Source organism: Paenibacillus sp. J45TS6 (assembly GCF_018403285.1).
GTDB lineage: Bacteria > Bacillota > Bacilli > Paenibacillales > Paenibacillaceae > Paenibacillus.
In genome coordinates, this window is sequence record NZ_BOSJ01000003.1 from 387,191 (window position 1) to 408,070 (window position 20,880).

Genomic DNA, 20,880 nt, shown 5'->3' on the forward strand with positions numbered 1-20,880 from the left:
ATAGACACACGAATCAAGTAAAGATTATGATCAATAGCAATGATGATTGGTGGAAAGATCGCCATGGGAGGTGATTAGCAGATCAAAGGGAAGGCTGATTTCATTAAATGATGAGGGAGTGTTTATTTTTGAGGATTCGAACAAGGAAAGCAAGAAAAGTGGTATCAGGACTACTCGCTGTATTTCTCGTGTTTTCATCAATACCACCCGTTTATGGCGCTAATCATCTTTCTCATCTTCTAACGAGTGTGGATTTTGAAAATGGTGATACAGGGGGCTTTATAGAAGAAGGAGCTTCTACTTCAATTGAGTCGGATGATGGAGCCAATCACTATTTGAAGTTGACGGGTAAGGACAGTGGTACAAGTGCTATTGTAAAAACACTGGCTGAGCCTGCAGCGGATGCTCAAATTCAGTTTCATTTTGATTGGAAACCTAATGATATGTTATCACCTGAAAATAGTAGTGAAGTATTATTCAGCGACAGCCATAATAATCCCCTTTTTCGACTGGTGAAAGCGGGCGGAGCGAGTGGCGCTATTATGTATGGTGTGGGTACTACAGGTACGGATCTATCTACTACACTGCCTGTGACGGGAGTAAGCACAGACCAAGGATGGTTATCTGTAAATGTGAATTTTGATACTCGTAATAAGACGGTTTCTATGAGTGTATACGATAAAGAAGGGTCTTCTAATTACTTTGCGAGTTCTTTTCTAGATATCAGTTCTTTCGATAATGGGAACAGCAGCGTCGCCAAGATGTCAGTCATCGGTAATAATGTAAGCGGTAACAACGAGGTGGTTACTGCTGGTTTGGATAATCTAGAGATTTATGAAGCTAAAGAGTCCGTTCCGAGCGAAAGCGGTAATGCGATCGTTTCTATCGTGACAGAATATACCGATGAGATTACCGTACCTAAAGGGGTAGCGATAGAAGACGTAGTTACCTTTCTACCAGGTACTGTTGAAGTAGAACTTGATAATAATGTGCGAGTGGAAGGGATTGAAGTGAATTGGGATAGTGCTGACTATGATCCTAATCAATCAGGAGTTTATTCATTCACGGGCACGCTAGTTAATGGGGAAATCCCGAATGTATCTAATGACAATAACATAAAGGCCGCCTCTACGGTTAACGTAGCTGAGACCAGTGTTGCTCCTGTAATTGAAGGATTTACTTCGGTTTATTATAGCGATTTTGGCGATACCACCGCTCCGACGAACTGGGGTTTCACGACAGCGAGTGCAACATTATCTTCCCACACAAGTGACTTAGCCGGAAACAGCACACCAAAGCTTCAATTTAGTGTTGTGAATCAAAGCGGTGGACGTGTGGCAAGTAAAAGTTTTGATACCCCAGTTAAAGGAGATAAGATTCTTGTCGCATTTGATTGGTATCCCGGCAAAATTAGTGACAAGGGGATCAATAATGCTAACGAAAACAGCGGTGAGTTTAGAATTAATGACAGCTCAAATAATACTATTTTCACCTTAAATCATACGAATAAGGCACCTCTATCTTTCTATGTAGGTGGTCAGTCAGGTACCGCTGTTATGACGGGAATGACAAATTCGGAGACTTGGTACAACGTAAATATTACGTTCGATTTAGCTAGTAATGAAGCAACTTTGTTACTGACGGATGTAGCTGCGGAACGGAGCGAGACACACACGATTTCGATCGAAGATATCAAGTTTGATGGTTCAGTCGAAGCAGTGAAGCTGGGAGGGGTACGTACCTCTGGGAATAATCTGAATTGGACTTCTTATCTAGATAACTTAGGAATTTATAATGTTTCTATAAAAGCAAATACGATCACTAGGGTAGATAATCTTCCTTACTACCGAGTGTATGTGAATGAAAAAACGGATGCAATTGATTCCATTGGCCTGCCAAATCAAGTTACCGTGACACTTGCAGATAACAGTAAAGTCGATGTAGCTGTCAGTGAGTGGAACACGGTCGGTGACACTTGGAATGCGGCAAAAGCGGGGGTATTTGAATTCCAAGGCACTTTAGCTGTAACAGAGGATCTGTCCAATAGCTATAATCGGTCTGCAACGATGTATGTCTACAATCGTTTGTCACCACCTGTCTCTGTTCGGCAGACAGAATGGCTTGATCGAGGAGTGATTGCACTTAACTCAGATGACGGTGTTTTTGTCAGCTGGCGTCTGCTTGCCGATGAATTGAATCAGGATGTGTCTTTCCACATCTACCGCAATGGTGAGAAATTAACGACAGAGCCTTTAACGGTTACGAACTTTGCTGATTCTGGGGGAAAGCCAGGGGATACCTATCGTATTGAAACCTTGGTTAAAGGGAAGCGAACGGAGAAAAATGAAGTCGTTGCAGCAGGAACGGACTATCTTTCGATTCCAATGCAGAAACCTGAGGGCGGTACTACCGCTTCTGGGTCCTATACTTATAGTGTTAACGATGCAAGTGTAGGAGATTTAGACGGTGATGGGAAGTACGAGGTCATTGTAAAATGGTATCCGTCGAATGCGATTGACAGTTCGCAGCGAGCGATGACGGGACCTACTATTTTTGATGCATACAAACTGGATGGTACGCTGCTGTGGCGCATGAACATGGGCTTGAATCTGACTTCAGGCGCTCATTATAATCAATTTATTGTTGCTGATTTCGATGGAAATGGGAAAAGTGAGGTATTAATTAAAACAGCAGATGCAACGACGGTATATGGAACAACAAACGGCATCTACGACAGCGAAAAGGTAATTAGTGTAATCGGAAATGCCGAAGATAACGGAAAATGGGTGAATGATGGCGGACATGTATATGGTGGTCCGGAATACATGTCTATATTTAATGGAGAGACAGGACAAGTAATAGATACCGTTAATTATGCATTTCCGCTCGGCGAGGTAGGATCGTGGGGAGACACATGGCATAATCGTTCCGATCGATTCTTGGCAGGGTTAGCATATCTGGATGGAGTGAAGCCAAGTGCCGTATTTGGAAGAGGTTATTACGAAAGAACAACCTATGTCGCATATAGTTTGGTCAGTGGTAAGCTCCAGGAAAATTGGACGTTTGACTCGACAGAAGAAGGAACAGGGGGAGGACTAGGATTCCATAGCTTGGCAACCGGTGATGTAGATAATGACGGTTTCGACGAGATTATTGCCGGATCACTAACACTTGATCATGATGGCAAGATTTTATATGCAATGGATGGGGAACAAGGACGCGAGAAAGGTTCACACGGAGATGCTCTGCATGTAGGTGCATTTGATCCAGATCGTGAAGGGCTGCATGTCATTAGCGTACACGAGGATCCAGCGGTAGCCTCGTTAGAATATCATGATGGCGCAACGGGTGAGACGATCATGTCATTTAATGCCTATGTGGATGCAGGTCGTGGCCTGGCTGCAAACATTACGACAAATCCTGGTTATGAGTTCTGGGGGGCAGCAGGACGAGATGTAACTACAGGAGGCGGCATATACAATGTAAAAGGAGACGTAATTGCGGATAGCTACCGAGATATTGGTCTTCCGGTCAACTTCGCACTGTATTGGGACGGGGATTTATTACAAGAACTTCTCGATAAAACTTCAATTACCAAATACAACGAAAAAACAGCTACCGCAGGCGTTATTCGCACTTTTGCTGATGTAGTCAGCAGTAATGGAACGAAGGCTACACCAACACTTCAAGCCGATATTTTGGGCGACTGGCGCGAAGAAGTACTGCTGCCTACGACAGACAGTTCAGAACTGCGTATATTTAGCACAACGATTCCTACCGAATACAGACTATATACCCTGATGCACGATACAGTATATCGCATGGGTATCGCTTGGCAGAATACAGCCTATAATCAACCGCCTCATCTCGGATTCTACCTTGGTGAAGATATTCGGGAAGATATACTATCTGGATCTATTCAGGCACCAAATGTTGTCTACACCAATAAACCTTTCACAGAGGATGGAGGAACAACAGATCCAGGTGATACAGGAGGTTCAGCAAATTCAGGAAACTCAGGAAACTCAGAAGGCTCTGGAAGTGGCGGGACAGAAATTTCTATACCTAACGTTATCATTAGAGCGGATGGGGCCGCCGCTATTAAGTTAGCTGGTAAGTTCGATACGAGTACAAGCCAGATCGAGGCTGCAGTTACAAAAGAACTTTTCAGTAAGTTGTTAATGAAGGCGCAAGCTGATGTAAACGGGACAAAGCAGCTGATCGTGGATCTTACAGATAAGGGACAAGCTTATCGTGTTCGTCTTCCTGTAGATGCGATACAGTCTGAAGCTGGCCAGCATCAATTAACAATTACAAGTGAGTTCGGGGATATTATACTTCCTTCTAATCTCTTAGAAAAAGAGAACTTGAAAGAAAGTGATGTTATTGAAATCATGTTTGCTCATGTGGACCCTATAAATTCATCAGACAAAAAGGTAGTCGAAGTAAAACTTCTCATTAATGGGACCCCAGCAGAATGGAAGAGATCGAATCCTATTAAAATCTCGATTCCTTACACGCCTACTACCGAGGAGGCAAAGGAACACGAACACCTTACTGTTATGAGGGTCGATGAAAAAGGAAATCGGAATTTTGTATACAATGGACGATTTAATCCTACTACGAGCAGGATCGACTTCAAGATCAATCAATCTACGAAGTACGCTGTATCTTTTGTTCATAAAACCTTCTCTGATCTGCAACATGTGTCATGGGCACAAAAAGAGATTGAGGTACTCGCTTCAAAAGGGATTGTGGAAGGAACGTCTGTAATGAACTTTAGTCCAGAAATTCAGATTTCCCGAGCTGATTTTCTAGTCTTACTAGTGAGAGCACTTGAACTAGACGCGGATATAGACGGCAACTTCAAAGATGTAGAGGCAGACGACTACTATTACAATGCAGTAGGAATCGCTAAGAAATTGGGTATTGCAAATGGACAAGGAACCAATCTATTTCAACCCCAAGAGCTAATATCAAGACAAGACATGATGGTTCTAGCAAAAAGAGCAGTGGATTCAGCCAAGATCAAACTTCCTATGACTAACTCCAAGAAGATAGAGTCTTATCTTGATCAGGGGGAAATAACAGATTATGCACTAGACTCCGTTACATCATGGGTAGAGAACGGATTCATTGTAGGGCACAATGAGAAAATTAATCCTAAAGGGTTTACTACAAGAGCAGAAGCCACCGTATTTATGTACCGAATCTTTCAACTTTCTGAATATTAAACAATACGACTCTAGAGGAAAATACCCCAACATTGAACTGCACTCCAATTGTTAGACGCAATCTAACAATTGGAGTGTTTTTTTGGTTTCTTGAACTATCAAACTTTCAAGCAATAGCTAGAATGGTATACGATGATTGGGTTGAGGTAATGAATAATTTGTTTTTTTCCTTTATTCCAATGCGTTTTTCATACTCTCCGAAGCCAACGCTTTAATCAGATCGGGGACATCAAGGAAATATAATGGTATTATACAGGCAATCAGTCTTTATGGTAAAAACATCAGAATATAGATATTAGTAGAAATAGTAATCATAAAATGTTATTTATTAGGTAGTAAGACGTACACAGGGAGCTGAAAAAGGAGAGAAGTGCAATATGGGGATTTTACAAGAGCTTTTAAAAGATATTCCCGTTCCAAAAATGGCGAAAGTAAAAGTTGATTTTGAGGACAATCAGATCAAAGTTTTGGAAACAGAACTAAGAAAAAAGCTGGATCGAGAGAAAATCCTAAGTAAAATAAAGCCTGGAATGGAAATTGCGATCGCCGTCGGGAGCAGAGGACTCGACAGACTTGTGGAGATCACTGCTGTGACTGTCAGGTTTTTGCAAGATGCCGGAGCTAACCCCTTCATCGTGCCAAGTATGGGCAGCCATGGCGGTGCTACAGCGGAAGGACAACGCGAAGTACTGGCACATCTCGGGGTAACCGAAGAAAGTATGAATTGTGAGATACGTTCCTCTATGGACGTCGTTCAGCTTGGAGAGCTGTCTAATGGATTACCTGTATATATAGATCAGTATGCAGCTAATGCTGACGGAATCGTCGTTATTAACCGCATCAAGCCCCATACTGCTTTTAGAGGTCCAGTTGAAAGCGGAATCATGAAAATGATTAGTATTGGTCTGGGTAAGCAAAAAGGTGCGGAAGCTTGTCACCAGCTGGGATTTAAATATATGGCCGAGAATGTGCCTGCCATGGCAAAAATGATAATGGAGAAAAAACCAGTTTTGTTTGGAGTAGCAACCGTTGAGAATGCATTTGATAAAGTAGCTGTCATCGAGACCCTCACACCAGATGAGATTGAGGGGACAGAAGCAGGATTACAGATGAAAGCAAAGGAAATGTTACCTAAACTGTTCTTTGATCAATTAGAAGTACTTGTTATTGATCAGATTGGCAAAAACATAAGCGGTGATGGAATGGACCCAAACATTACAGGCCGATATCCTACGCCATACGCTCATGGAGGACCTGATGTGAATAAGATGGTGGTCCTGGATTTGACTCCGCAGACGGAAGGGAATGCGAATGGGGTAGGTACAGCGGATTTTACAACTCAAAGACTCGTAGACAAGATGGACCTCGAAACGACATATGCGAACGGATTAACTTCCACCGTAGTTGCACCGACTAAAATTGCAACGACATTACCTAACGATCGCGAAGCGATTCAGGCAGCGATTAAAACAAGCAATATTCTAGATTTTCATCAAGTAAAAATGGTTCGTATTAAAAATACACTCGTACTTAATGAGATCGAAGTATCTGAGGCTTTAATAGAAATGGTGAAACAGCATCCTCAGATGGAACTGGTATCGGATCTATATGATATTCCTTTTGACAGTGAAGGAAACTTATTTTGATATAGGAGGAGAAAAATGACGAATCGATTTGAACTTACAGGAAAATCAGAAGGATCAACCCTGCTGGAAAATAAATATAACAAATTACAATCGATTCTTCTTGAAATGAAGTCAGTCGTTGTTGCCTTCTCCGGCGGGGTTGACAGCACCTTTCTTCTAAAGGCAGCTGTCGATACCTTAGGAGCTGATCATGTCCTGGCGGTTACTGCAGATTCAGAGACCTATCCATCAAGTGAATTGGAAGAAGCCAAGGAACTGGCGGAGCAGATTGGCGTAAACCATCAAGTAATCGAAACTTCTGAACTTGCCATACCGGGTTATGCGGAAAACAATAAGAACCGCTGTTATTTTTGTAAAAGCAGCTTGTTTGACCATCTCATCCCTGTACTTGAGAAAATGTCATTTCAGAATATTGTATACGGTGTCATTGCTGACGATATGAACGAATTTCGACCGGGAATGCAAGCAGCAAAAGAAAGAGGGATTCTCGGTCCTCTGCTTGAAGCAGAACTATACAAACAAGAGATTAGAGAACTTTCTAAAGAACGTAACTTACCTACATGGGATAAGCCTTCCTTTGCGTGTTTATCATCTAGGATTGCTTATGGGGAACAAATTACAAATGAGAAGCTTAAAAAAGTAGAACGAGCGGAGGCTTACTTAAAATCTCTCGGAATCCGCCAGGTTCGCGTTCGGACACATCAGGAGATTGCAAGAATTGAAGTGGAACCGCAAGATATGAAGATTGTATTAGAACATCATCCTTTTATCGTACAAGAACTTCAAAACTACGGATATAAGTACGTTACGATGGATTTGCTTGGTTACCACAGCGGTAGTATGAATAAAGTTCTTTCTATGTAGTAAGGGAAGATGAATCGTTACAAACGAGACATTCTGTTATTCTTCTATACCTATTCTAGTCAGGAAGCGAAGTTAAGAGGTGCATGAGATGCTGGAGAACATACTTAATCAAGTGAAAAATGGAGAACTGAGCGTGGCTGAAGCCAAGGAGCACTTAGCTGCTTTTGAAGACTTGGGCTTCGCAAAGGTCGATCATCATCGTAAAAAACGTCAAGGATTCCCCGAAATTGTCTATGGAGAAAGCAAAACATCGGAACAGATTATTTCCATTGTCCAGTCTTTACGTTCGCAGAATAATCAGGTACTCGTCACGAGAGTTTCACTTGATAAGGCGGAAGATATTCGGAAGGTTATGCCTGATTTAATATATAACGATGCCGCAAGAATTCTATATTGGAAAGAAAAAGAGACCCATAGTAACCTGCCCGGTTATATTGCTGTGATTGCTGCCGGCACTTCGGATATTCGTGTAGCGGAAGAAGCAGCCGTTACGGCTGAAGTCCTCGGAAGCAATGTTCATCGGATCTATGATGTGGGTGTAGCAGGCATACATCGTCTGCTGCACCATGCGGAAGAAATCCAAAATGCGGTTGTTTCGGTTGTTGTGGCTGGAATGGAAGGAGCTTTGCCAAGCGTGGTAGGCGGCTTAGTTGCTCATCCCGTCATCGCTGTCCCAACAAGTATCGGCTATGGAGCAAACTTTAACGGGTTGTCTGCACTGCTTACTATGCTAAATTCTTGTGCTTCAGGCATCAGTGTTGTCAATATAGATAACGGATTTGGCGGCGGGTATAATGCTGCACTCATTCATAAGCTGATACAAAAGGGGTTGTAAATTTTGAAAACACTATATCTTGATTGTTTCTCTGGTATTAGCGGAGATATGTTCATTGGCGCGTTACTTGATGCGGGAGCAGATCCGGTTCATTTAAGAGAAGAACTAAGCAAGCTCCGTATTGAAGATGAGTATGAGTTGAGATGGGAAAAGGTCTTGAAAAATGGCATCACATGCACTAAGTTTGATGTGATTTTGCAAAAAGATAATCACTCGCATGTACATAGTCATACTCATACTCCTGAAAAAGTCGCTCATAAGAATGAATATTCTCATTCTCATGGGCGCGAGGGTCATGAATACGCTCATTCACATGAATATGAACATGAGCATTCCCAAGAGCACGACCATACACATGAAGATCACGACCATGTACATACCTATGAGCACAAACGTACTCATGAACATGAACATGAACATGATCACCATCATCATCGTTCCTATAAAGACATTTTTCGATTAATTGAAGCCGCTGGTTTTTCAGAGCAGGTGGAAAATACAGCCTTACAGATTTTCAAAAAAATCGGGGAAGCAGAAGGGAAAATACATGGAGTTCCGCTGGAAGAGGTGCATTTTCATGAGGTGGGCGCGGTCGATTCTATTATCGATATTGTAGGTGCTGCTATTCTGTTCCATCAGTTAGGCATAGAAGCGGTGATATCCTCGCCCATTCCAGTTGGTAAAGGGAAAATTCGCATTGATCATGGAATGTATCCTGTGCCAGCACCCGCAACACTAGAAATGTTACGTGGTATTCCTATAGAGCACTCAGATATAAGGGGTGAACTGACAACCCCGACTGGCGCCGCGCTCATTGCGGTCTTGGCAGAGGAGTTTGGGTCCATTCCCTCCATGAGGATTCAAACGATTGGCTATGGAGCAGGAACAAAAACATTCCCGGATCATCCGAATGCACTTCGGGTTATTATCGGTGAATAGCTGAAAACCGAGAGGAGCTGGACTATGGAATCTCACCATCCTCCGAGTCATGAACATGTAGATATGGAAATGGTCAAAATGGAAGTGAATCTGGACGATATTCCCGGAGAATGGCTGGGATATGTTATGGATTTACTATTTGAAAACGGGGCTAATGATGTATTTTATACACCGATCTTTATGAAAAAAAACAGACCAGGCACCTTACTGCAATTGCTGTGTTCTACTGCTAAAATAGAGAAAATGAAAGAAATTCTCTTTACAGAAACAACTACACTCGGGATTCGTTATTATCCATTAACCGTACACCGCTTGGAACGAATTTTTGAACAAGTGGAAACGCAGTGGGGGAATGTGACTGTGAAGAAGGGAATCTATGCAGGACAAGTAGTTCAGTGGGCTCCTGAATATGAAGAATGCAAACAGATTGCAATTTCCCATGGAATTCCTTTAAAAAAGGTATATGACGAGATTCGTAAAAGCACTTATACTTAACATGTAAATAAGAAGACGCGATAACGCGGGTATTTTAAACTGTACTTTTTGTAAGATTTGACTTTAAGAAAAGAGAGAAATACAATAGTTCTATGATGATCAAACCATACTCTTCAATGAATGATGTAAAACGGGTTAAAATTTTCAAAGCATTGTCAGAGGTAAAACGTATAGAAATGATTCGATATCTTTATCACCACCGGGACAGCAACACGTGTGGTACGATTGGTGAATCGATGGGAATGGATAAATCAAATGTATCTTATCATCTTAAGATTTTATACGAAGCGGATCTAGTCAGTGTGACACGCATGGGTCAGAATAAGTGCAGTAGTCTTCGAGAAGATACATTTACCGAATTTTTACCGGGTTTCTTGGACAGTTTGTAACTCGAATGTCCAGAAACCCATCATTTTTTGATAATACTTTGAAAGTTTTAGAACTATCAAAGTATAGGCTGCCGATTTATCATCAGCGTTAGATTTCTGATCGAGCGGGTAATAAGTAAATGTGAAATAATTAAAAAATTATGAAGTAATGGAGTAGTGATCATATGAATCAGACAACAAAGAATAGACAAGTATTATTAATAAAGCGTCCGGAAGGGTTGCCTACACCGGGTGATTTTAAATTTACAGATGCAGAAGTACAGCAACCTCAAGAGGGACAAGTTGTCGTAAAAACTTTATATTTATCGGTAGATCCTTATATGCGCGGCAGAATGAACGATTCGAAATCATATATTCCTCCTTATCAGTTGAATGAAGTAATTAAAGGCGGAGCTGTAGGAGAGATCGTAGAATCAAAGTCAGATAAGTATAAAGCAGGGGACAAAGTGATCGGTATGCTGGGCTGGCAGCTCTTTAATACAGTAGATGATAGTCAAGTTACCAAGATTGATGAATCGATCGCCCCTGTATCTGCTTATTTGAGTGTTCTTGGTCTAACAGGACTTACTGCATACTTTGGGTTACTAGATATTGGTCAACCTAAAGAAGGAGAAACAGTGGTTGTCTCAGGCGCAGCTGGTTCTGTCGGCATGTTCGTGGGTCAGATCGCTAAAATCAAAGGAGCGCGTGTCGTTGGTATTGCGGGTACCGATGAGAAATGTGACTACTTAATGAAAGAGCTGAACTTTGACGCAGCTATCAATTATAAAACGACAGAAAATATCAAACAAGATTTGGAAAAGGCATGTCCTGATGGTGTCGATGTCTATTTTGATAATGTAGGTGGATCCATTTCAGATGCAGTAATGAGCTTGCTGAATGATCATGCACGGATTCCGTTGTGTGGCGCAATATCTTCTTACAACAGTACGGATGGAGATGTGGGACCACGTATCCAAAGTCAGTTGATTAAGACCCGTTCTTTGATTAAAGGATTTGTACTTAGCGATTATGCAGATCGTCAGTCAGAAGGACTTCAAGAGCTTGGGAAATGGCTGTCTGAAGGAAAACTAAAATACGAAGAGACCGTAGTTGATGGTTTTGATAACGTCGTAGAGGCCTTCCTTCAATTGTTTAAAGGGGCGAACTTAGGTAAGATGCTGGTTAAAGTTAGCGAGTAAAATACGAATCATACTAACATATAGAGGAGAATGTGAGTCATGGAAAATTACAAGAATTTAGCAAAAAGACAGCGGGCATTCTTCAAAACAGGCGTAACTAAACCTATTCAATATCGAATGGATTCATTAAATACATTGCAAAACGCGATCAATACAAATGAAAAAGAAATTCTTGCTGCTTTGAGAAAAGACTTGAATAAGTCGGAGGCAGAAGGATATTCTTCCGAAATTAAACTAGTACTTGAGGAAATTAAGTATTCTTTAGAGAACTTGAAAGCATGGATGGAACCTAAAAATGTAGAAACGCCTGCTTTTATTACAGATGCATCCAGCGTAATCTATCCAGAGCCTTACGGTGACGCTTTGATTATTGCTCCATGGAATTATCCGTTCCAGTTGGCTGTTTCTCCTCTAGTGGGAGCTATTGCGGCAGGTAACTGTGCGGTGCTGAAACCCTCAGAGTTCACTCCAGCGACATCAGGTATCATTTCTAAAATGATCAGAGATAACTTCCCTGAAGAGTATATTGCAGTAGTAGAGGGAGAAGTAGAAACAAGTACTGCGCTTTTGAAAGAAAAATTTGATTACATCTTCTTTACAGGAAGCACGAATGTCGGAAAAGTGGTAATGGAAGCTGCATCGAAACATTTAACTCCGGTTACTTTGGAACTCGGCGGTAAGAGTCCTTGTATCGTGCATAGTGATGCTGATCTTGATACTGCAGCTAAGCGGATTGCAAGAGGGAAGTTTCTCAATGCAGGGCAAACCTGTGTTGCTCCAGACTATCTTTTGATTCAGCGTGATGTAAAAGATCAATTTCTCAGCAAACTTAAAGAAGCGATTCATGGATTATATGGAGAAGATATTTCCAAAAACCCTGATTTCCCTAAGATCGTAAATGAAAAACAATTTAATCGATTAAGTGCTTTCTTAGATAATGGTAATTTGTATTTTGGCGGAAGAACAGAGGCTTCTAGACATTTTATTGAGCCAACTATACTTGATCAGATCTCTTGGGATGATTCGATTATGCAAGAAGAAATCTTTGGTCCAATTCTTCCAGTGATTGTATATGATGATTTGAACGAGATTATTGAAGAAATTACAAATCGTCCGAAACCGTTAGCTTTCTATGTTTTCTCTGAGAGCAAAGAAGTACAAGATGAGTTGTTGAGCGGGGTCTCCTTCGGCGGCGGCTGCATCAATGAAACTCTTGCGCACTTAACTTCGCCTTATCTGCCTTTTGGCGGTGTGGGTGAAAGCGGTATGGGCTCTTATCATGGTAAAGCAAGTTTTGATACATTCACGCATCATAAAAGTGTTTTGAAACGCAAAGCAGAGTAAAACAGCGGGTATAGAGAATCTCCATCCTTAGGATGGGGATTCTTTTTTAATGGAGTCAAAAGGTGTGATGATTGTGGGTGAGATATTGTGGAAAGAAGGATAAAATAACGGCGAGTTGCTATTTTATTAGGAACAAGTTAGATTATTCTTTGGTCTAATCATAAGGGGATGATGAATTAATGAAGAGAATACCACTTAAAATGGTCAGAAAAGACTTACTTGCGATTCCAGAGTACTCACTTCCTGATGGATACCGTATTAGGTTGTTTGAAAAAGGTGATGAACATCATTGGGCTCGGGTTGAAACCAGTGTAGGTGAATTTAAAAGTGAAGAAGCTGCGCTGGAGCGTTTTAATAAAGAATTTGGACCCTATCTTGATGATATGACAAAGCGCTGTCTATTTATTGAGAATAAAGAAGGAGAAGTCATTGCTACTACAACAGCCTGGTACGGTGATTTACTAGGTAATGGAGAAATATCAGGCAGAATTCATTGGGTAGGTGTTACTCCTGAATATCAAGGGCAGAAACTCGCCAAACCGTTACTCAGTGCTGCAATGAATATACTAGCCGATCATCACTCAAAAGCGTATCTTACCTCCCAAACTACAAGTTATCAAGCAATTAATATGTATTTAAACTATGGATTTGAACCTTTCCTGACCGGTCCAACTTGTGATGAAGCGTGGTCTTTGTTGGAGGATGTACTGAATCGTAAAATAATAGGGTAAGCCTTACAGTAACCCGAAAGATAGTCACTTTACAAGAAGAGTGGCAGTCTTTCGGGTTTATTTTTATTGAACTTTTAATGAAATCTATGTATCGGCACTTTTCCTTCAGATCCAATCTTCTACGATAAGGCGCAGCCGTGTCATTCGTAACCTATGAACATAGAATAGATTAATACGAGCGATTAATAGGAGGTAAGCTGAAAGGAGGGAGACTTGTGCCATATTCGACGGGTTTAATTTATAATTCTTCAGGTATAAGCGGGGCAACCCAAATCTTAGTAACGTGTTTAAATGATTCCCCATATATCCCTTCTAATATTGAAATTCAAGTTTTCAAATGGAATGTATCTTTAACCAGCCGAACACCAATTGGCCTTAATTTAATTCAAGTTCAACCGCTCACGACCAAAACATTACTCTACGCACTTTCAGACGCAGGATATTATGAAGTTCAAAGTGATTTTTTCAGTGCAACAAGCACCATAACACATGTATATGGTATTGATTCAGCAGGAGGAATCATTCAGCGTGTTCTTCAATCTGAAATGACTTATATTGATCAATTTACAATTACTTCTTAGAAAAAGGGAGGGTGAACGAAATGCCAGTGGTTAATATTACTGCGGGACTTGGCGGTACGCAGTTCGAGCCTTCCATTGCAGTAAATACTTTGAATCCAAATGTTTTATGCGTGGTGGCGGTAGATACAAGTTCGGGACCTACACGAACCGGTTTTTATCGATCAATAGATGGTGGATTAACATGGACCACTGAGATTCTTCCTCAGCCTGCAGGATACTCAGGAGCAGAAGCGCCTACTATAGATTATACATTTCCTCAAACATTCATTGTAACTGTACATGTTTTTAATGATTTGAATGACGGTACAATCGTCAGCTATACCTCTTTTGATGACGGTGAAACATGGTCACCACCTGTCTTTGTTCAGCGTGGCTATGGAACAGTAGTTCACAATGATGAACCATTTATATCCGTAGATCGATCTCCCGGTAGTCCATACCGTGGTAATGCATATGTCGGTTATACGCCGCTTGCTGGATCTGCGTCTTCTATCTTTGTACAGCGTTCCTTAGACCAAGGATTGAATTGGGAAGCACCAGATCGCATTTCAGATCCTCGAGGATTTCACGATCGTGCAGCACTTGCGATTGGTTTTTCTGGGCAAGTCTATGCTGGTTTTATATTAACAGGTCCAATTAACCCAATTGCTTTTTTACGAATTTCATATGATGGTGGAGTAACCTATCAACCTCCTGTTCTACGGCAGTCTTCATTCATATCCTCTGTAGTCAAAGCACCTTCTCCATTGCCTGTACCTAATTATAACTTTCGTGTTCAGACCAATTTAAGTTTAGGTGCGGACATCTCAAATGGTCCATTTAGCGGTAGTGTATATGGCGTTTGGAATGATGCAAGAAATGGTTATACCGATATCCTGTTATGCAAATCTCCCGATGGTCTTCTTTGGACGGCGCCGGTTAGTATTACGGGAGCACCTCCAGGTTCACAAAACTTCAGTCCCTCTATTACCGTGTCGCCATTTACGGGAACCATACGTGTGATTTACTATACGAACCGGATTGACGGATTTCTTCTGGATGTGTTTGTTGCTGAGTCATTTGACGGGGGAGCTTCCTTTGCGAACCGGCGTGTCACAACGACCTCATTTAATCCGAATGGAATATCTCCGATCCCTACAGACCTTATTGGTGATTATATTACGGCTGCAACCATAGCTCCTGATAATCTCGCTGCCGTATGGAATGAGACCACTCTTCCTACAGGGAAAATGGATATTTATTATGGAACCTAATTTTTGAAAAGGGAGAGCATTACAGACTAGAGTAATCGTATTAACATTTGTATATATCTTGTATACAAATGTATACATAAAACAGGAGGGTAATCAGTGCGTAACGAACATGGAACTAATGAAGAATTAAGGGCTAAAGAAGGTGGGAGACACCGAGACCATGGCCATAACAAAGAAAATATACAAAAAAGAAGTGAAATACAAAAAGGATGCAGAGCTATGATTGCTTGCATCCTTTTTGTATTTTCCTGCTATTCTGACGTAGCTGCCGGATTCAACGATTTTACGGAATCTCTGTAGATGATTTCACCTTTTACAACCAGTCTGCCAAAACGAACATCTGGATGATTGATTTGACGAAGAAGAGACTGAACAGCAGTTTGAGCCATTTGATTGATGTTTACATCAATGGTCGTTAGATGAGGCTCCGTAAGGGTGGCATAAATATCATTATCAAAACCAACGACGGAGCAATCTTCTGGTACTCGGTGACCCATCTGCTTGAGCTTCTGTACAACGGAGTATGCGACTTGGTCACAGTTACATACAAATGCAGTAGGAAGCGGAGAGGGGAGTTCAATGTCAATGTAGGTTCCCTGTTCGTCCCGATCATTAATAATCCACTTAGGTTCTAAATGAACGTGATGCTCAAGCAGTGACTTGTAATACCCTAAGAAACGATCCTGAATACTGCTTGTGGAGTAAAGGTTACCGACATATGCAATATCCCGATGTCCTTGTTGGATTAAATAATTCGTAAGTTCATAGGCACCATAGAAATTATCCGTGACTACAGAATCGATACTCGAGTGTTCGTCATAAAAATCCAGAAACAGTTTAGGCTGTTCTATGTTCTCAATCACTTCGATATAAGACTTATTAATCTGACCAAGAACGATAAAACCATCTACTTTACGGTCGTAGTAAATCCTAGGAAGAAGGAGTCCTTCTTCATCAGAACTGCTAAGAATGTGCAAAATTCCGTAATACCCAGTCGCTTCTAAAGACTTTGATATTTCTTGGTAGACACGTAGATAGAAGGATTGATCAGGCCCCGTAAATCTTTCAGGAATAATGACCCCAATGTTATAGGTTAATCCTTCGCGCATCGTTTTAGCTGCCATATTCACTCGATATCCAAGTTCACTTGCCAGCTGTTTAATCCGTTCCTTTAGCTCATCACTTACGCCTTCTTTATCATTAAGTGCTTTCGACACCGTTACGCTACTCACGCCAAGCTGATTCGCTATGTCACGCATAGTGATGTTTTTATTCATCACATCATCTCATCTCCTTTATTCCCGCGGGTGTAGATTATATATGAAGTAAACTAATGATTTAAAGTAATTAGTTATACGCATGTTAAGTATACCTTCTTCTGGGAAACGAATAAAGAAGATGAATGAAATAATGCAACGACAAATATAGTAAAAATCGAGCTTATTTCGTTACTTTTAATAATGCTTCATTCTTCCTAATCAATTGTGCACGCTGTGCTGCGGAGCCCAGGGAACGGAAGGTGTCAGCTGGTGTATTAAATGTATAATCGATCAATTTATCAATGGTTGTTGTTGCCACATGGATACGAGTATCGCTGGATGCATAGTAAATGAACACTTCTTCCTGATCATTAACAACAGCCCCGTTACAAAATACAACATTTGATACATCTCCGACTCTCTCATCATCATAAGGAGCAAGGAAATGGCCGCCTGGTTTGGCGATGATTTCTGTAGGGTCCGAAAGACTAGTCGCAAACGTATAGAGCACATAGCGCAGTCCGGCTGCTGTGTTTCTTACTCCATGAGCAATATGAATCCAGCCGCGGTCTGTTTTAATTGGTGCAGGACCTTGTCCATTTTTCACTTCATATACGGTATGGTACTGACGCTCGTCAATAATAAATTCTTCATCAATCACAGGATTTAAAATGTCTTCACAGTAACCAAAAGCAATACCGCCTCCAGATCCTGTAGAAATAAATCCGTCCTGAGGACGAGTGTAGAACGCGTATTTTCCATCAACAAATTCAGGGTGGAGAACAACATTACGCTGCTGCGGTGAATTGGTCTTAATATTAGGAAGTCTTGTCCAAGTCTTTAGATCTTGAGTACGTACGAATCCAGCTTGTGCAACTGCACTAGATGTATCAAAAGGAGCTGCATCCGGATCTTTTTGTTCAGAACAGTAGATGCCATAAATCCATCCATCCTCATGTTTCACGAGTCTCATGTCATACATATTGGTCTCGTTCTCATCAATGTCTTCCCACACTAAGGGTTCTCCTACAAAACGAAAATTATCGATACCGTTATCGCTTTCCGCTAAAGCAAAAATGGATTTACGGTCCAGACCTTCGGTGCGTGATACAAGTACGTATTTACCATCATGATAAATCGCCCCTGGATTCAATGTAGCATTAATCCCGAGTCTTTCCATGAAGTAAGGGTTTTGTTCTTCATCCAGATCAAATCTCCAGTGAAGGGGAACGTGATGTCGTGTAAGAACTGGATTTTCATATCGATCGTAGATTCCATTGTAAAATTGTTCGTTCACTTTATTTTCTTTATTTAGCAATTCCTCTTGTTTTGCAAGCAGTTCATCATATTTTTTGTGTACCATTATTTATTCATCCTCTCCATAATTTCTAGACAAAAACGGCTGTTATGATAGGGACACTTCCAAGCCCCAGCGATCTCACGCTGATCATGGCTGCCATCTTCCTTAACTGCCCACACCCATTCGCTTCCAGGTCTTGAGTCAATAATATGGTCTTTCGTATATTTCCATAGGTTAGTAACAAGATCTATGAATAATGGATCATTTGTACGCTGGTAGGCATTGTAGAATCCTACAATAGCCTCAGCCTGTACCCACCATATTCTTGTCGTATCTAAATGATCTTTTTCGCGTTCATTAGCAAGAGAACCATCGTTTTGAATGGCACTTTTCGCAACGGAATAAGCCAAATCAATTATCATTTTTTTGTGATCGGGATTTTCAGAACCAATAACTTGCATAGCGTCATCGATAAGCCAGCTTGCTTCAATATCATGACCGTAAGAAGTAAGGTCAAGTAGAGAATTCCAGTTCTGATCAAAGAAAACATGAAGTCTGCCAAGCTTTGCGTCAAACATACGGTCGTGAAGGATATGGAGCAGATTTTCAAGTGCAGCTCGAACTCTGCTGTCTGGCCACACACGATAAAGCGTAGTATACGCTTCCAAGATATGAATGTGTGTATTCATCGTTATGCTTGCGATGACATTGTTTTCACTTAACATCTCATTAGGCTGTTCCTGCCAACTGCGATTAAATTCTTCCTTATAGGCGTTGATCCCAGGATCATAACCTTTTTCTTCTATGAGGAAAAATAGAGACTTTGCAAGTTCCAAAGCTTCTTCATTGCGTAATGCCCGATAATATTCACTTAAACTATATACGGCAAAAGATTGGTTATAGATATGTTTGCGCGTATCGAGGGGATTACCTTGGTAATCAACAGACCAATATACACCGCCGAATTCAGAATCAAGAAGTTTCTCTTTCAGGAAACGGAAGGAGTGATGGGCATGATCAGCATACGCCCCAGAGTTTATGTAACGATAAGCAGCTGAGAAAGACCAAAGAATCCTTGAGTTTGCGATTCCGCCTTTTGCTGCGGTTTTATCTAACTTCAAGCTGTAATCCAGCTCTCCATAATACCCCCCTTGTTCGTCATCCTTCATGTTTGCCCAGAAAGGAAGAATATGAGATATCCATTCATCTTGAATCTCGGCAGTTAAGGTGTTCAAAGATTCGACCAAAAAGTCACAACCTCTCTAAAATGAAATTCATTTAAGTAAACGATAACTTAATCAAATATTAAATACCTTTTTAATGCTTGTCAATCATTTAACGGAAATAGATCGGTATAAAAGAAGGAAAGATAGAAACTAAAATAAGGCTTGACTGGAAAGCGTTATCATTATAAACTTTGGTTTGTAACTTAATCGTTAACTTAAAAACACTTGAAAGGGGTTATGAATGTGAGTAAGAAAAAAGGGTTATTTAAGTTTTTATCTGTATTTCTCATCATCTCCATCTTGGCAGCATGTTCTTCTAATGGAGGAGATGATTCAAGTGGTTCAGCTTCAGACGATCCTGGGGCAATTAAAGGAGAAATCACCGTTATCACGCAGAGAACAGATATTGTTGATACGGTATTTAAAGATTATGCCAAGAAATTTAATGAAAAGTATCCTGATGTAAAAGTGAATTTTGAAGCACTTTCTGATTATGAAGGTCAAATCAAGATTCGGATGAACACGGATGAATACGGTGATGTTCTTTTAATTCCAACCAGTGTTCCTGTTGCGGATCTTCCGAGTTTCTTTGAACCACTAGGAAGCTATGATGAAATGAAAACAAAGTACACAGGTATTGAAGAACGGATGGTAGACAATACAATCTACGGAATTCCAGTAGCGATTACATACTCCGGTGTCATCTACAACAAGCAAGTGTTTAAAGATGCTGGTGTAACGGAAATACCGCAAACGATTGATCAGTTTATGGAAGCTCTTAGAAGTGTGAAAGCAAACACAGATGCTACTCCTCTGTACACAAATTATGCAGCAGGTTGGCCGCTGACACAGTGGGAATCTGATCTTACGACGGTAGCTGGCGATGTTGATTATGTAAACGTTACACAGCCGAACAGTGATGATAACTTTGTAGCTGGTCAGCCGCACTATGATCTTTATAAAATTTTGTTTGATGCAACGAAAGAAGGTTTGATTGAACGCGACCCTACGACAACCGACTGGGAAAGTTCAAAAGCAGAGTTAGGACAAGGGAAAATTGCGACGATGGTTCTTGGATCTTGGGCAATTGACCAAATTAAAGCTTCGGCAACGAATCCAGATGATATCGGATTTATGCCATTCCCTACCAATGCAGACAACGTAATTGTACCACTTGGAGCCGATTACAACCTCGCAATTAACGTAAATAGTAAGAATAAAGCGGCTGCAAAAGCATGGGTAGATTTTTTCATTCATGATTCTAACTATGCAGTAGAACAAGCAGGCAGCATCAGTGCAGTGGTTGGCGCGGAACTTCCTGAAATTTTGAAAGAGTACGGCGATAAAGGTGTTGAGTTTAAAACGATTACAGCTTCCAAAGAAGGACAAGAAGGTCTAGTAGATAAGATTGATAAAGAAGCGGAAGTTGGTCTGTGGCAGCCTGACTTTAAGAAAAGAATTATTGAAGCTGCGCTTGGTAACCGGAAAGAATCTTACGATGACATTATGAAAGACTTGAATGATGCATGGGTAGAGGCACGTAAAACAGTAGCCGAATAGAGATAGTGAAAGGTTCAGAAGATCATCTAGGTCCGTGCGGATG

At 41.0% G+C, this 20,880-nt stretch carries 14 protein-coding genes and 1 pseudogene; 12 read left to right on the forward strand and 3 right to left on the reverse strand.

Translation table 11 applies throughout. From position 1 onward, the window contains the following. The first annotated feature begins 128 nt into the window (after window positions 1-128). The 11 genes and pseudogenes from KJS58_RS06875 to KJS58_RS06930 all read left to right on the forward strand — a co-directional run bounded on the left by KJS58_RS06875 (window position 129) and on the right by KJS58_RS06930 (window position 15,492). Window positions 129-5,234, forward strand: coding sequence for a rhamnogalacturonan lyase family protein (locus KJS58_RS06875; protein ID WP_213531667.1), 5,106 nt, complete (start codon window positions 129-131; stop codon window positions 5,232-5,234). 377 nt (window positions 5,235-5,611) lie between these two features. Beyond that, complete coding sequence (locus KJS58_RS06880) at window positions 5,612-6,880, forward strand: nickel pincer cofactor-dependent isomerase, group 22 (RefSeq protein ID WP_213531669.1); 1,269 nt, start codon at window positions 5,612-5,614, stop codon at window positions 6,878-6,880. Window positions 6,881-6,895: 15 nt separating this feature from the next. Continuing rightward, window positions 6,896-7,744: an ATP-dependent sacrificial sulfur transferase LarE gene (larE, locus tag KJS58_RS06885; protein WP_374705790.1), complete on the forward strand. Its 849-nt coding sequence runs from the start codon at window positions 6,896-6,898 to the stop codon at window positions 7,742-7,744. An 88-nt stretch (window positions 7,745-7,832) separates the two neighbouring features. Further along, window positions 7,833-8,579: a nickel pincer cofactor biosynthesis protein LarB gene (larB, locus tag KJS58_RS06890; protein ID WP_213531672.1), complete on the forward strand. Its 747-nt coding sequence runs from the start codon at window positions 7,833-7,835 to the stop codon at window positions 8,577-8,579. Window positions 8,580-8,627: 48 nt separating this feature from the next. Next, a pseudogene (gene larC, locus KJS58_RS25410) lies at window positions 8,628-10,013 on the forward strand (nickel pincer cofactor biosynthesis protein LarC). A 92-nt stretch (window positions 10,014-10,105) separates the two neighbouring features. After that, the gene (locus KJS58_RS06905) at window positions 10,106-10,402 is read left to right on the forward strand and encodes an ArsR/SmtB family transcription factor (protein WP_213531678.1); all 297 of its coding nucleotides are present in this window, start codon (window positions 10,106-10,108) and stop codon (window positions 10,400-10,402) included. 164 nt (window positions 10,403-10,566) lie between these two features. Continuing rightward, entirely contained in the window at window positions 10,567-11,583 is a 1,017-nt protein-coding gene (locus KJS58_RS06910) for an NADP-dependent oxidoreductase (protein WP_213531680.1), read from the forward strand. 39 nt (window positions 11,584-11,622) lie between these two features. After that, the gene (locus KJS58_RS06915) at window positions 11,623-12,927 is read left to right on the forward strand and encodes an aldehyde dehydrogenase (protein ID WP_213531682.1); all 1,305 of its coding nucleotides are present in this window, start codon (window positions 11,623-11,625) and stop codon (window positions 12,925-12,927) included. 179 nt (window positions 12,928-13,106) lie between these two features. Then, complete coding sequence (locus KJS58_RS06920) at window positions 13,107-13,658, forward strand: GNAT family N-acetyltransferase (protein WP_213531684.1); 552 nt, start codon at window positions 13,107-13,109, stop codon at window positions 13,656-13,658. 215 nt (window positions 13,659-13,873) lie between these two features. Continuing rightward, window positions 13,874-14,239, forward strand: coding sequence for a hypothetical protein (locus tag KJS58_RS06925; RefSeq protein ID WP_213531686.1), 366 nt, complete (start codon window positions 13,874-13,876; stop codon window positions 14,237-14,239). A gap of 20 nt (window positions 14,240-14,259) precedes the next feature. Next, window positions 14,260-15,492 carry a sialidase family protein gene (locus tag KJS58_RS06930; protein WP_213531688.1) on the forward strand — a complete coding sequence of 411 codons (1,233 nt, stop codon included), beginning with the start codon at window positions 14,260-14,262 and terminating at the stop codon, window positions 15,490-15,492. Between the two features lie 251 nt (window positions 15,493-15,743). On the opposite strand, the gene KJS58_RS06935 is transcribed toward KJS58_RS06930, so the two are convergent. The 3 genes from KJS58_RS06935 to KJS58_RS06945 form a co-directional block, all read right to left on the reverse strand. Beyond that, window positions 15,744-16,769 carry a substrate-binding domain-containing protein gene (locus KJS58_RS06935; RefSeq protein ID WP_213531818.1) on the reverse strand — a complete coding sequence of 342 codons (1,026 nt, stop codon included), beginning with the start codon at window positions 16,767-16,769 and terminating at the stop codon, window positions 15,744-15,746. A gap of 163 nt (window positions 16,770-16,932) precedes the next feature. Continuing rightward, window positions 16,933-18,114: a glycoside hydrolase family 130 protein gene (locus tag KJS58_RS06940; RefSeq protein WP_213531690.1), complete on the reverse strand. Its 1,182-nt coding sequence runs from the start codon at window positions 18,112-18,114 to the stop codon at window positions 16,933-16,935. Further along, entirely contained in the window at window positions 18,114-19,286 is a 1,173-nt protein-coding gene (locus KJS58_RS06945) for an AGE family epimerase/isomerase (RefSeq protein WP_213531820.1), read from the reverse strand. Before KJS58_RS06945 ends, KJS58_RS06940 begins: the two co-directional genes overlap by 1 nt. A gap of 234 nt (window positions 19,287-19,520) precedes the next feature. Between KJS58_RS06945 and KJS58_RS06950 the strand changes: the two genes are divergently transcribed. Then, on the forward strand, window positions 19,521-20,837 hold the full coding sequence (locus tag KJS58_RS06950; protein ID WP_249716975.1) for an ABC transporter substrate-binding protein: 1,317 nt from the start codon (window positions 19,521-19,523) through the stop codon (window positions 20,835-20,837). Window positions 20,838-20,880 lie beyond the last annotated feature (43 nt).

What these genes read in the sequence shown, in the direction of transcription:
- KJS58_RS06905 (WP_213531678.1), top strand. Translation starts at nt 10,106, where the DNA reads ATGATGATCAAACCATACTCTTCAATGAATGATGTAAAACGGGTTAAA.
- larB (WP_213531672.1), top strand. Translation starts at nt 7,833, where the DNA reads ATGCTGGAGAACATACTTAATCAAGTGAAAAATGGAGAACTGAGCGTG.
- larE (WP_374705790.1), top strand. Translation starts at nt 6,896, where the DNA reads ATGACGAATCGATTTGAACTTACAGGAAAATCAGAAGGATCAACCCTG.
- KJS58_RS06940 (WP_213531690.1), bottom strand. Translation starts at nt 18,114, where the DNA reads ATGGTACACAAAAAATATGATGAACTGCTTGCAAAACAAGAGGAATTG.
- KJS58_RS06915 (WP_213531682.1), top strand. Translation starts at nt 11,623, where the DNA reads ATGGAAAATTACAAGAATTTAGCAAAAAGACAGCGGGCATTCTTCAAA.
- KJS58_RS06930 (WP_213531688.1), top strand. Translation starts at nt 14,260, where the DNA reads ATGCCAGTGGTTAATATTACTGCGGGACTTGGCGGTACGCAGTTCGAG.
- KJS58_RS06880 (WP_213531669.1), top strand. Translation starts at nt 5,612, where the DNA reads ATGGGGATTTTACAAGAGCTTTTAAAAGATATTCCCGTTCCAAAAATG.
- KJS58_RS06910 (WP_213531680.1), top strand. Translation starts at nt 10,567, where the DNA reads ATGAATCAGACAACAAAGAATAGACAAGTATTATTAATAAAGCGTCCG.
- KJS58_RS06920 (WP_213531684.1), top strand. Translation starts at nt 13,107, where the DNA reads ATGAAGAGAATACCACTTAAAATGGTCAGAAAAGACTTACTTGCGATT.
- KJS58_RS06935 (WP_213531818.1), bottom strand. Translation starts at nt 16,769, where the DNA reads ATGAATAAAAACATCACTATGCGTGACATAGCGAATCAGCTTGGCGTG.